This window comes from Rhodococcus sp. GQ147 (assembly GCF_059759155.1).
The window spans coordinates 165,664-178,422 of record NZ_JCAXDU010000009.1; the positions used below are offsets into that span (position 1 = coordinate 165,664).

Annotated in this window: 10 protein-coding genes, 1 pseudogene and 2 riboswitches; of the genes and pseudogenes, 5 read left to right on the forward strand and 6 right to left on the reverse strand. The window is 67.9% G+C overall.

Annotated elements, in window-relative coordinates; translation table 11 throughout:
- Position 1: 1 nt before the first annotated feature.
- Positions 2-535 carry an Rv2732c family membrane protein gene (locus AC6CID_RS12720; protein ID WP_006552961.1) on the reverse strand — a complete coding sequence of 178 codons (534 nt, stop codon included), beginning with the start codon at positions 533-535 and terminating at the stop codon, positions 2-4.
- Between the two features lie 264 nt (positions 536-799).
- On the opposite strand from AC6CID_RS12720, the pseudogene AC6CID_RS12725 reads away from it, so the two are divergent.
- A pseudogene (locus AC6CID_RS12725) lies at positions 800-910 on the forward strand (SDR family oxidoreductase); the annotation flags it as partial.
- 70 nt (positions 911-980) lie between these two features.
- On the opposite strand, the gene AC6CID_RS12730 reads toward AC6CID_RS12725, so the two are convergent.
- The 5 genes from AC6CID_RS12730 to AC6CID_RS12750 form a co-directional block, all read right to left on the reverse strand.
- Positions 981-1,658 carry a polysaccharide deacetylase family protein gene (locus AC6CID_RS12730; protein WP_006552959.1) on the reverse strand — a complete coding sequence of 226 codons (678 nt, stop codon included), beginning with the start codon at positions 1,656-1,658 and terminating at the stop codon, positions 981-983.
- Positions 1,570-2,862 carry a cobalamin-independent methionine synthase II family protein gene (locus AC6CID_RS12735; protein WP_248846265.1) on the reverse strand — a complete coding sequence of 431 codons (1,293 nt, stop codon included), beginning with the start codon at positions 2,860-2,862 and terminating at the stop codon, positions 1,570-1,572. Before AC6CID_RS12735 ends, AC6CID_RS12730 begins: the two co-directional genes overlap by 89 nt.
- A gap of 29 nt (positions 2,863-2,891) precedes the next feature.
- Entirely contained in the window at positions 2,892-5,174 is a 2,283-nt protein-coding gene (gene metE / locus AC6CID_RS12740; protein ID WP_498354040.1) for a 5-methyltetrahydropteroyltriglutamate--homocysteine S-methyltransferase, read from the reverse strand.
- Positions 5,175-5,318: 144 nt separating this feature from the next.
- A riboswitch (cobalamin riboswitch) is annotated at positions 5,319-5,536 on the reverse strand.
- A 211-nt stretch (positions 5,537-5,747) separates the two neighbouring features.
- Positions 5,748-7,271, reverse strand: a complete 1,524-nt coding sequence (locus AC6CID_RS12745) for a PepSY-associated TM helix domain-containing protein (protein ID WP_498354041.1) — start codon at positions 7,269-7,271, stop codon at positions 5,748-5,750.
- A 306-nt stretch (positions 7,272-7,577) separates the two neighbouring features.
- On the reverse strand, positions 7,578-8,096 hold the full coding sequence (locus tag AC6CID_RS12750; RefSeq protein WP_081263464.1) for a hypothetical protein: 519 nt from the start codon (positions 8,094-8,096) through the stop codon (positions 7,578-7,580).
- A 224-nt stretch (positions 8,097-8,320) separates the two neighbouring features.
- A riboswitch (cobalamin riboswitch) is annotated at positions 8,321-8,448 on the forward strand.
- Positions 8,449-8,675: 227 nt separating this feature from the next.
- Here AC6CID_RS12750 and AC6CID_RS12755 point away from each other — a divergent pair.
- The 4 genes from AC6CID_RS12755 to AC6CID_RS12770 are packed head-to-tail and all read left to right on the forward strand — an operon-like array spanning position 8,676 to position 12,731.
- Positions 8,676-9,743, forward strand: coding sequence for an ABC transporter substrate-binding protein (locus AC6CID_RS12755; protein ID WP_006552954.1), 1,068 nt, complete (start codon positions 8,676-8,678; stop codon positions 9,741-9,743).
- An 8-nt stretch (positions 9,744-9,751) separates the two neighbouring features.
- Positions 9,752-10,837, forward strand: a complete 1,086-nt coding sequence (locus AC6CID_RS12760; protein ID WP_211269814.1) for a FecCD family ABC transporter permease — start codon at positions 9,752-9,754, stop codon at positions 10,835-10,837.
- Complete coding sequence (locus tag AC6CID_RS12765) at positions 10,834-11,904, forward strand: FecCD family ABC transporter permease (protein ID WP_006552952.1); 1,071 nt, start codon at positions 10,834-10,836, stop codon at positions 11,902-11,904. The genes AC6CID_RS12760 and AC6CID_RS12765 overlap by 4 nt, the downstream gene beginning before the upstream one ends.
- Positions 11,901-12,731 (forward strand): ABC transporter ATP-binding protein, encoded by an 831-nt coding sequence (locus AC6CID_RS12770; protein WP_498354042.1) that lies wholly within the window; start codon positions 11,901-11,903, stop codon positions 12,729-12,731. Before AC6CID_RS12765 ends, AC6CID_RS12770 begins: the two co-directional genes overlap by 4 nt.
- Positions 12,732-12,759: the final 28 nt, after the last annotated feature.

A 12,759-nucleotide genomic window follows, 5' to 3' on the forward strand; every position in this document is an offset into this window, starting at 1 on the left:
CCTACCGGCGACCGGTCCGCAGCGGATGCGGCCGGGGCGGGACGTCCGTCGGCGACCGGCTCAGCACGATCGGCAACCACTGCGAGGTCATCACGATCATCACCAGCCATTCGGCGACCAACGCCACGGTCGGGTGATGCGGAGCGTTCGTGATCATTCCCGCCTGCGACCAGTACGCCAACAGCCCGAAGAACGACGACAGCCCCGAGCCGAGCATCGCGAGCGACGCCAGCTTCCATCGTCGCAGCCACAACGCCAGCGTCGAGATCACCACCCCGAACACGAGGGCCAGGGCCGCGAAGATCCGCAGCGGCACCGCCACGGGTGCGGTGTCGCCGAACCAACTACCGAAGACCGTCCACGACCACGCCGACGACGTCTGCGGAAGCACCATGCACACCGTCAGGACGACGACGCAGATCGCCAGGACCCGTCCGCGGCGACCGGCGTCGAACTCCCCGGCGACCTTCTTCTCGATCCGGGCGAAGTCGTTCCGATAGGCCGACAGGTCCGCGCTCGTACCGTCCGCGCTCATGCCTCGACCTCTCCGTTCCGACACATGGGTGGCCATTATGCGCCGCACACCGATGTGACCTCGCTCATGTCGTCCACCTGCGATTATGCTCCGACACATGCGTCCGGAGCGGTGCCGGTGTGGCGCCGTGGTGCACCGGGTATCGCCCCTTACGAACCCGATCGAGGGAGGGCGAGAATGCCGGACCAGGACCAGTACCGCATGCAGCACCCGGGAGAGCAGCACCCCGTTCCGTCGCTCGAGGAGCAACCGGAGATCGCCTACCCCGGCCAGCCCGCCGAACTCGCCCCGGCCTACGTCTTCCTCGCCTCCCAGGAGTCGAGCTACATCACCGGGGAGACCATCGCCGTCACCGGCGGAGTCCCGTTCACCTGAGAATCAGAGCGCGAAATGGTCATCGGAGCGCGTAACAGCGCGCATCGATGACCATTTCGCGCCCCGGAGTTCACGAGGCCTGCATGTCGAGCAATTCCGACACCGTCACGAACCGGTAGCCCTCGGCGCGCAGGCCGTCGACGATCCCGGGAATCGCCTCCAGCGACGCTGTCCGGGAGGGGTACATGACGTGCAGCAGGATGATCGAGCCGGGACGGGTCTCGTCGAGTGCGGTCTGCACGATCGTCTCGGTGTCGGACGCATCGGAATCCGGTTCGACGTCCCACATCACGGTGGTCCGGTCGTGCTGGTCGAGATAGCGGGGGAGCGCGACGAGCTTCTTGCCGTAGGGCGGGCGGAAGGTGATCTCCCCGTCGAACCCGGTCTCGCGGATCGCGGCGTCGGTGCGCTCGATCTCCTCGGCCACCGTGCCGCTGCCGACGAGCATCATCCTGCGGTGCGTCGCGGTGTGATTACCGAGTTCGTGCCCGGCCTCGACGATGGCCCGGCCCAGCTCCGGTCGCTGTTCGAGTTCCGAGCCGGTGACGTAGAAGGTGGCGGGGACGTCGGCGTCCTCGAGGGTCTGCAGGACCTGCGGGGTGAGGACGCTCGGGCCGTCGTCGAGGGTCAGCGAGACCACCTTCTCGGGTGTCTCCACCCTATGGACGAGTGCCCCGAACAGCTGGAAGGTGCGGGAGTTCGAAAGCTGGAAGATCGCGACGGCGACGACGACCAGCACCACGAGCACGGCGGATACGACGACGAGGGTTCTTCGGCGGGATGCCATTCGGACATGGTGCCTCATCCGGTGTCGATGGGTGGAGGACGCCCGGTTGCGCGGTTCCGGGACCGACGCCGGGTCTTGCGAGATTCGCGAAACGTTCGATGCGGTCGGCCACGAGTTCGGGATGTTCGACGACGTTCGTCGCGTGGCTGATGACGCCGGGCACGATCTGCTTCCCGTCGGGAAGCTTCACGTCCTCCCACACCCGCCACTCGTGTTCGTGACGGACGTTGGCGGCCTCGAACGAGTACGACCCGGCGTCGATGTCGAGCATGGTTTCGACGAGGTACTTGAACTCGAGATCGGTGGTGTGCGGGCCGTGCCAACTGCCCCAGCACAGATGGAAGCGGATCCGGTCCTGGGGCAGACCCCGCAGGGCGTAGTTCAGGGCTTCCACCCGGATGCGGGTGAAAGCCAGGTAGTCCTCGACCGTCGGCTCGGGGTTGATCTGGTCCCAGTTCTCGGCGATGGACGGGTCGTCGATCTGCAGGATCAGACCGGCGTCGATGATCGCTTTGTACTCCTCGCGCATGGCATCCGCGCATGCCCAGATGAATTCTTCCTCGGTTGCGTAGTGCTCGTTGCCGATCCGCGAGGCGCTACCCGGTGACAAGGAAGTCATGAAACCGTTCTCGACCCCTGCGGCCGCCAGCGCGGACTTCAGATTCGCGATGTCCGACGCGATGGCGTCGTGGCCGATATAGGTGACCGGTCCGGTCGCAGTAGGGAAGAGGGGTGCCTCCTTCCCGATCGACACCCCGCTGTCGGGATCGCCGTAGGCCTCAGCGAACAGCGTCCCGTCGCGCCGGTCGGGGAAGGTGGTCAGACGCACGTTGCCGGGTGTCGACCGGATCGGTGTACTGCCGAACGGTCCTCCGTCGGTCAACTGGAGACCGGACAGGCGCTGGAACGAGTACGACCACCAGGCACCGTAATCGACGGTCGAGGACATGGCCTTGCCGTACTCGCCGTCGCCGGGAGTGCAGATGCCGAGGTCGACCTGGCGCCGAACCAGCGCGGTCACCTCGTCGCCGAGCAACTGTGCGAACTCCTCGGAGGTATCGAGGCGGAAGCCGTCTGCCGCTTCTCGTCGTGCTCGGTTGGCTTCGACGAGGGCCGTGGTGCGCGGGAGACTTCCCGCATGGGTGGTGCGAATATGGGTGGACATTGTCGACGACTTTCTTCGTAGTGCGGTAGTTATCGGTTCAGCTCGGCACGCACGGTGGCGGCAGCGGTGACGAGATTTGCCAGTGAGGCCGTGACCTCCGTCGTACCGCGGGTCTTGAGCCCGCAGTCCGGGTTGACCCACAGTCGCTCGGCGGGCACTGCCTGCAGAGCCTTGCGCAACAGTGCTGTGATCTCGTCCTCGCTCGGGACGCGCGGCGAATGGATGTCGTACACGCCGGGGCCCACGCCGAGGTCGAAGCCGACGGCGTCGAGATCGTCGAGGATCTCCATGTGCGAGCGGGCGGCCTCGATGGACGTGACGTCGGCGTCGAGTTCGGCGATCGCCTCGATCACCTCTCCGAACTCCGAATAGCACAGGTGGGTGTGGATCTGCGTGGAGTCGGCGACACCGGATGTCGCCAACCGGAACGCACCGACCGCCCACTTCAGATACTCGGGCTGTTCCGACGCGCGCAGCGGCAGGAGTTCACGAAGTGCAGGCTCATCGACCTGGATGATGCGCACCCCGGCGGCCTGCAGGTCCACCGTCTCGTCGCGGATCGCGAGCGCGATCTGGTCGGCGGTCTCGGCGAGCGGCTGATCGTCGCGGACGAACGACCACGCCAGGATCGTCACCGGGCCGGTGAGCATGCCCTTGACCGGCTTGTCGGTGAGGGACTGGGCGTAGGTGATCCAGTCGACGGTCATCGGGCCGCGGCGGGCGACGTCGCCGTAGAGGATCGGCGGCCGCACACAGCGCGTGCCGTAGGACTGCACCCAGCCGTTGGCAGTGGCGAAGAATCCGTCGAGCTGCTCGGCGAAGTACTGCACCATGTCGTTGCGCTCGGGTTCGCCGTGCACCAGGACATCGAGTCCCAGTTCCTCCTGCAGCGCAACCACTTCGGCGATCTCGTCGCGCATCTGTCGCACGTACTCGCCGTGGTCGATCTCGCCGTTGCGCAGCGCGGCACGGGCCACCCGGATGCGGGTCGTCTGCGGGTACGAGCCGATCGTGGTCGTCGGCAGCAGTGGTAGATCGAGATGGCGACGCTGGATCTCGCGCCGTCGATCGGCGGGGGTGCGGGTGCGATCGGTGGAGATCGAGGCGAGGACACCGCGCACCCGATCGTTGCGTAGACGCGGATCCGACGCTCGTACCTGCGCGGCGGTACGGGCAGCGGCGAGTTCGTCGGTGACGGCGTCGCGCCCCGTACGCAGAGCGGTAGCGAGAGTGACTATCTCCGAGACCTTCTCGTCGCCGAAGGCCAACCACGTGCGCAGCGATGCGTCGAGATCCGGTTCTGCATCGATCGTGTACGGCACGTGCAGTAGTGAGCACGACGACGACACCGCCACGTCGGCTGCGGAACCGAGCAGTGTGGCCAGCGTCGCCAATGCCTGTTCGAGGTCGGTGCGCCAGACGTTGCGGCCGTCGACGACACCGGCGACGATGAGCTTGTCGGCGAGCTCGGGCAGACCTGCGATTCCGGTAGTGGTACCGGCTACCAGGTCGACGGCGAGGCCTTCGACTCCGGTGCGTGCGAGCCGCTCGAGCGCTGGCCCAAGGCTGCCGAAGTACGACGCGACGAGAATCGACGGCCGCTTCGGTGCCTGCACCAGGGCGTTGTACACCCGTCCGATCGCATCGAGGGCAGGTGAGTCGAGGTCGCGGACCAACGCCGGTTCGTCGAGCTGTACCCAGTCGACCCCGGTGTCGGCGAGCTGCGCCAACAGGTCCAGATAGAGGGGAACGAGCTCGTCGACGCGGCCGAGCAGCGGTCCTTGCCCGTCGACGGGCTTCGACAGCAGCAGGAAGGTCAGTGGACCCAGGACGACGGGGCGAGCGGGCACACTGAGCTCGCGTGCCTCCACGATCTCACCCAGAACCTTTGTGGCATCGAGTTCGAAGACGGTGTCGGGTCCGATCTCGGGGACGAGGTAGTGGTAGTTGGTGTCGAACCACTTGGTCATCTCGAGTGGGGCGATATCGTCGGTGCCGCGTGCTGCGGCGAAATAGCGGTCGAGGTCGTCGGCGATATCTGCGGCCCGGGCAGGCAACGCCCCGAGCATGACTGCTGTGTCGAGGACGTGGTCGTAGAACGAGAACGTTCCGACCGGGATCGAGTCCAGCCCGGCTGTGTGTTGACGTGACCACGTGTCGGCGCGCAGTTGTGCGGCAACCGATTCCAGGCCACTGCGGTCGAGGCGCCCGGCCCAGTAGGCTTCGGTGGCCTTCTTCAGTTCGCGGTTCGGTCCGATGCGTGCGGAGCCGAGCACGGTGGCGGTGAATGAGGATGCTGTCGGAGCAGACATCAGGTTTTCTCCGGTGTTCGTCGCTGGGTGGTCTACCGCCCGATGAACGCGCATCCCGATACGAGCCCCGTGTTCTCGACCTGTGGTCGAGGTGTTGCCGATCGGCGCGCGCCCATTCCACGAGGCGGCATACCGTCGGGCACGGCGTGCCCGACACGATCGGCAGGTCTTCGGACTCGCAAGCACCCATTCCCGATTCCGTCGGGATGGACCTAGTGGCCGTCGCTTCCCGGACCTGGTGGTCCAGTGCTTGGTGACGGCGGTCGTTCCTGCATACCGCTGCGGGACAGTCCCGGATTCCCACCGGGTTCCCTCTCACACCCGATACCTGTCGGCATCGGGTGCTTCGGCGCGCACATGAGGTCTTCGGGGCTCCTCACGACGACATGCGGCGAACCGATCGCAGCGCCGACTATACAAGGATCGCCTCCTTCCTCGGCGTGCGTGGGCGCGACGACGCTCTACCGAGTCCGGAATGCGTTCCTCTGTATACGAACTCGGGAGTGTGAGGATTGCCCGGTCGGCTCGGATCCGGTGGCAGGATCCGAGCCGCCGGGCCGGAGACAGCGAGACTCAGCCGGTCGCGGAGGTCCCCTCGGGGGAGTGCTCGGGCGAACGCCGGCGCCGCAGCAGACCGACCGCGACGTCGACGAGCAGGAATGCGAGCAGGCTCAGTCCCAGCAGCGGAGCGAACCACCCGACGGTCACCGCAGCAGCGACCACCGCGACGACGGTGACCGGGTGCAGGCGTCGCCACGTCCCACGCAGCGGTGGGCGCGCCACCCGGCGCGCTCCGCGGGTGGGGCGACGCTGCCACCACAGCTGGTACCCGCGCACGATGACCGTGCCCAACGCGACCGCGAGAGCGAGCAATACCAGCTGGTTGAGCAGCCCGAACAAGATGCCCATGTGCAGGGCGATGCCCCAGGTGGTGAGCTGGGCGGCCAGCGGCCAGTCCGCGAACGTGTTGGTGGCGGTCACCGCCCCGGTGGCCGGGTCGATCGCGACCGCGTCGGTGACGAACTGCCAGGGCTGGCGGGTTTCGGTGACGGTGACGGCAGTGTGGCCGTCGGCCGGGATGCTCATCTCGACGTGTTCGGTCACTCGATGCTCGGCAGCGGCGGCAAGGACGCGGTCCAGAGCGCCGATGTTGCGATCGAGTGCGCCCGTATCGGCAATAGCGGCAGTATGGCCGTCGTGGCCGTCGTGGCCGTCGTGGCCGTCGTGTCCACCGGCTGCAGGCGCGGTGTCCGAGACGCCGAGGGTGGTATCGAGCGTCGGGGTGGTCCAGCTCAACGCGGTACGCAACTCGCCCACATTCGCCCCGGCATATGTGGACCAGGTCAACCCGGTGGCCGACAGGAAGATCAAGCCGACCGCGATCCACAGGCCGGTGGTGCCGTGCCAGCCGAGGGTGCGGTTGCGGCCCCGCGCGCCGCGGTCGAAGGTCAGCAGTCGCGCCGACTGCCGGGTGCGGGTGCGCTGGGTGCGGTAGCGCTGCACCCACAGGTACACCCCGCCCAGAGCGATGACCCACAGCCAGGAGGCGGCCAGTTCGCTGTAGATCCGGCCGGGCTCACCCAGATGCAGGTGCCGGTGCAGCTGGGAAATCCAGGTGCGTACCGGCAGCGCGCTGCTACTGCCGTAGACCACCGACTGACCGGTCGACGAGGCGGTCGCGGGATCGATGAACACGGCAGTGCGCTCGGATTCACCGAGGGACGGATCGGTGAACAGCACCCGGGTGGTCTCACCGACCTCGGATGCGGGGCGTACCGCTGAGACGGTCAGGTCCGGGCGTAGCTGCTGGGCGGCGCGGACCTGCTCGGCGACCGGCAGTGCCGGACCGGTGGAATCGACGTGCAGCAGGTCGCGGTAGAGCACCTGTTCGAGGGTCGGGGCGATCGCGTAGAGGCCCCCGCTGATCGTCGCGATCAGCAGGAACGGGGCCACCAGGATCCCGGCGTAGAAGTGCAGCCGCATGATCAGCGGCCGCATGCTGCGCGGCGGTGAAGAATCCTGCGCCGCAGACCGGGCGGGCTCGGCGGCGGAATTGTCCGCGGCGATGGTGCCGCGGTCGAGTTCGGGAACGGACATGAGTGTGTCTCGATTCGGCTGTCGTGAGGTGCTCACCGTGTGCGCGTTTTTCGGCGGTGTCCGTGCATGAGTACGGGCACCGCTGGAGATGCGGTCGGTGAGGCGACCGTCAGGAAAGGCGGGCATCGAGGGGACTTGGCAGATCGAATCCGGTCGATGCCGCTGAGGGCACGCACGCCATACACTCGGCACCCCAGCACGGGGCGAAGGCAGGACGGCGGAAGAAGAATGTCGGACACCCGTCGGCGATCGCGTGCTCTCCCGCGCCGGGGACGGCGCAGCAGGCGGATCGGGTAGGGAGGCCGACTACGCCGCGGTCGGCGGTCCGCGGGTACCGGCGGCGGCGCCGGCCAGCAACCACAACGACAGCGTCGCCCGATAGAGCGGGGTCGCCGACCAGACCACGGTCTGCGCAGGCGGGACAGAAACGAGCACCAGCATCACGCGGGTGAACGCCCCCAACACGTGCAGGCACCCACCTTCGACGGCGCGCACCGCAGCGGCGGAGACGGCAACAGCGGCAAGGTGGGCGGCGATCATCGCGGGCGACAGTTCCAGCCCGTGCGCGTGGTCGTCGACCACCGAGAGGGTGGTGTGCCCGACCACCTGTCCGGCAGTCAGTGCCGCGAGGAGAAACACCCAGTTCCGATCGCGCACGGTGACGGCGGCGACCGCGGCACCGACGCCGGCGCACGCCGCCAGCAGCAACACCACCGCCGACTGGCTCGGCGGCATCCCGCCACCGGCCACACCATGGGCGGCGATACTCACCGCCCCCGACACCGACCCCACGGCAGCACCGCGCACCTGCGCAAGCACCGGCATCCGTGAGTCCACGCCGCGAGGATAGCGTTGATTCCCCTCGGGTCTTTTCTCCGGTGCCGGGACAGGGCCGGGCGATGACGTCGGTCTCCCGCACAGCGGTGGTACCGGCGTCGAACAGGACACAACCGCTACGCCGTTCGAGTGGCGTTGCGCCACCACCGACCTGCACCGCCCCCGGCTCCTACTTCGGCCGAGCCGGGAATTCGGGCATGGTCGGCTCCTGCTAGCCTCAGTTCGTCCATCACGATGGGATCCGAGGAAGCCGGTGTGAATCCGGCGCGGTACCGCCACTGTGAGCGGCGCTTCGACAAGCGTCTGCGAGCCAGATACTCACCCCATTCGTACCTTTCAGCATCGGGGCGGCCTACCCCGAGAAAGGCTGCGCGAAGCCGTGCACCCATCTCTCTCCCATTCTGTCTCCGCTGTACCTCTTCGGCGTCCGGATCCTGTCGAAGGGCGCGCCATCGCGATCGCCCACGCACCGGGAATCAGTGATCAGGTCGCTGCGACCCGCACCTTCCATGCCTTGATCCGGCCCGAGTGCCGATTCCCCCAGCGCATCGAAAGGACGGCCGTCGCATGACTCCGCTGAACCGTCGGACGCTGAGCGTCGCCGCCGCATGTCTGACGCTGATCAGCGCGAGCGCATGTGGCGCAGACGAGGAGAACGCCGCGTCGGCCGACTCCATGACCGTCGAGAACTGCGGGATCGACGTCACCGTGGAAGCGCCACCGGAACGCGTGTATGCCGCCTACCAGCCGGCCATCGAGATTGCGCATGCGCTGGGCATCAGCGACCGCCTGATCGAGACCGCCTTCCTCGATGCTCAGGTGTTGCCCGAGTACGCAGATGCCCAGGAGCAGGTGCCGTACGTCGAGAAGCTCCCCAGTCGTGAGGCGCTTCTGGCCACCGGGCCCGACTTCATCCTGTCGGGGTACAACAACGTGTTCACCGAGGACGGCGCCGGCGACGAGAGCTTCGGCACGCGGGCGAGTCTGACCCGGCTCGGCATACAGAGCTGGATCCTCAGCCCGCTGTGCCCCAGCGCGGACGGACTGTCGGACGAGGCGATCGACCCCGCCACCGTGAGCGTCGAGACGATCTATGACGACCTGCGCGACCTCGGGGCCCTGTTCGACGTCGAGGAGCGCGCCGAGGAGGTCATTGCCGATCAACAGCAGCGCATCGCGGCGGTCGACCAGGTGCTGGCCGGGGCGGACCGCCCGAGCGTCGCGATCGTCCTACTCGATGAGGGCGGTGGCATCCGCGTCGCCGGTGGCATCGACTTCGGTACCCGGATCATCGCGCAGGCCGGGGGCGTGAACGCCTTCGCCGACCTCGTCGAGCGACGCCACGTCGCGATCGACCTCGAAGAGCTGATCCGTCGCGACCCCGATGTCATCTTGACCAGCACCTGCTGCGACGCCTCCTATACCCGCCAGGACGGCGCCGAGGAGGCGCAGACGATCGTGCAGAACCCGGCGCTCGCGGGCCTGTCGGCGGTGCAGAACGGTGCCGTGCATCCCTTCCTGTTCGCTGACCGCGCCGCCGGAGTCCGCATCGCCCATGCAATCGAGCTGCTGGCTTCGCTGCTGCACCCCGACCTGGCCATCCAGGACGAGACCGGACAAGACGGGGGCGAGTGAGGTAGGCGGTGACGACGGCGGCAACGACCCCGGAGCGGTCTGCGGACGGTCCGGCCCCGGCTGCCGGCGCGCCTGTCGTGCGTTCCGGCCTGCTGAGCGGCAACCGTACTCGCCTACTCGGGCTCGCGGTGGCCACGGCTGTTCTGGTGGCCGTGACCCTCGGCTCGGTCCTGCTCGGCACCCTGCCGGTCGGCCTCTCCGACGTGGTCGGGGCCGTTACAGGTTCGGCGGACAGTGACGTCGAGCGTGCGGTGCGATATATCCGCATCCCGCGGACCGTGACCGGATTGCTGGCCGGGATGGCGCTCGGCCTCGCCGGCGTGGTGATGCAAGGTCTGACCCGCAACCCCTTGGCGGGACCCGGACTGTTGGGCATCAACGCCGGCGCGGCGCTGGCGGTGGTTTCGGCGATGGTCGGTCTCGGCGTCACGAGCGCTGCCGGTTATGTGTGGTTCGCCTTCGCAGGAGCTGCGGTGGCCGCCGTCTTCGTCTACATGCTCGGCTCGCTCGGTCCGGGTGGTGCCACGCCGGTGAAGCTCGCTCTGGCCGGGTCGGCGTTGACCGCGCTCCTGGGCGCGGTCACCACGATGATCACCCTCCAGGACGCCTCCACGATGGAGGACTTCCGCTATTGGGTCGTGGGATCGTTGACCCGTTCGGACAGTGACGCTTTGGCCGCGGTAGCGCCGTTCATCGCCGTCGGTGTCGTCCTGGCTGTTGGCCTGACCCGCGCGTTGAATGCTCTGGCTCTGGGTGAGGATCTCGCCCGCAGCCTCGGTGCCCGTGTGTGGGTCGACCGCATCGCGGGGGCTCTCGCTGTGGTTCTGCTTGCGGGTGGCGCCACCGCTATCGCAGGTCCGGTCGGGTTCATCGGGCTCGTGGTACCCCACATCGCACGGATGATCACGGGCTCGGACTACCGCTGGGTGCTCGCCTGGACCATCGTGCTCGCGCCCATGCTGCTGCTGATCGCCGACATCGTCGGACGACTCCTGGTCCAACCCGAACAGCTGCAGGTCGGGATCATCACCGGCCTGGTCGGCGCCCCGTTCTTCCTCTACCTGGTCCGCAACCGCAAGGTGGTCGGCACATGAGTTCGCCGGTGCGCCGCGGTCCAACCCGCGACACGCTCCTGGTGGCCCCGCGAGGTACCCCGGTCTCCTTTCGGATCAGCCGCTCCTCGGTGCTGCTCACCGTCCTCGCCGGCGTGGCCGCCGTTGCGGTCGCCACGGCTTCCTTGGTCCTCGGGGTGTACCCGATCTCGGTTTCCGACGCCGTCACCATCGTGGGAGGCGGAGGCACCCTCATCGAGCGCGAGGTCGTGCTGGGCGACCGCCTGCCCCGGGCACTGACCGGGCTCGGTGTCGGCGCGGCTTTTGCGCTCTCGGGGGCCATATTGCAGCGCATCGCCGCCAATCCGCTCGTCAGCCCCGACATCATCGGCATCAATTCCGGGGCGGCGATGGGCGCATTGACCGTGCTGCTTGTCGTGGGGGGCAGCGGTCTGCAGCTCGTGTTCGGTGCGCTGGCCGGCGCGGTCCTCGCTGCGCTGATGATCGTGCTCATCGCTTACCGGCGCGGTCTGCACGGCTTCCGGCTGGTGCTGGTCGGGATCGGTGTCGCGGCGATGCTTTCCTCCGCTATCTCCTATCTGCTCACCCGTTCCGACATCCACCGAGCCATGAGTGCCGCTGCCTGGCTGACCGGCAGCCTGGCCAATCGGAGCGGGCTGCACGTGACCATCATTGTCATCGCGCTGGCGGCGACGGTCCCGGTCCTGATCGTGGAGTCGCGGCACCTGCGGCTGCTCGAGCTCGGCGACGATCTCACCCGCACCCTGACCGGAGCCGGTCAAGGCCGCAAGGTGTTGTTGCTGCTGATTGCAGTGGTCCTCGCCGCGATGGCGACCGCAGCTGCCGGACCCATCGGTTTCGTCGCGCTGGTGGCGCCGCAGATCACTCGCCGCATCCTCGCCGAGCGGCAGATCGGCCTTGCGCCCTCTGCCGCCGTCGGCGCCCTTCTGGTGGTCGGCGCCGATCTGGCGGGCCGTTCGATTTTCGCGCCGTCGGAGATGCCCGTCGGAGTCCTCACGGCGATCCTCGGAGCGCCGGTCCTGCTCTATCTCCTCGCCCGCGCCCACCGCATCGGAGCCGCCGGATGACACCACAGCCAGCACACGCGATCCGGTCGGTCTCGTTGACGACCGAGCAGCTCAGCCTGGGCTACGGATCCTCGCTGATCGTCGACCAGGTGAGCACGAGCCTGCCTGCCGGCCGTATCACGGCGATCGTCGGACCCAACGGGTGCGGCAAGTCGACGCTGTTGCGGGGCCTGGCCCGCCTGTTGTCGCCGCAGCACGGCCGAGTCCTTCTGGACGGTACCGAGCTCACCGAGATGCCGGCGCGCACACTGGCCCGCGCCCTCGGTCTGCTGCCGCAGCAGCCCCTTGCCCCGGACGGCATCACCGTCGCCGATCTCGTCGGCCGGGGCCGGCATCCCCATCAACGGTGGTTCCGACAGTGGAGTGCCGAAGACGAGCGGGTGGTGGCTGCCGCACTGGCGGCGACCGGCGTCGACCAGCTGGCCGAGAGCCCGATCGAAGAACTGTCCGGTGGCCAACGCCAACGCGTGTGGATCGCGCTGGCGTTGGCCCAGGATCCCGACATCATGCTGCTCGACGAGCCCACGACCTTCCTCGACCTGGCCCATCAGATCGAGGTGCTCGATCTGCTCGCTTCCCTCAACCACCGGCTCGGACGCACCATCGTGCTGGTGTTGCACGATCTCAACATGGCCAGTCGCTATGCCCATCACCTTGTGGCGATGCGAGCGGGGACGCTGGTGACCGCCGGACCGCCCAGCGAAGTCATCACTTCCGAGATGGTGCGCGACGTCTTCGGTGTGGAGGCCACTGTGATCACCGATCCCGTCGCAGGCACACCGCTGGTCCTGCCCCACCGGTCGGTCGACATCGAGGCCGCCCGGTGACCGGGCGCGTTCTGCCTTCGCGGACGGA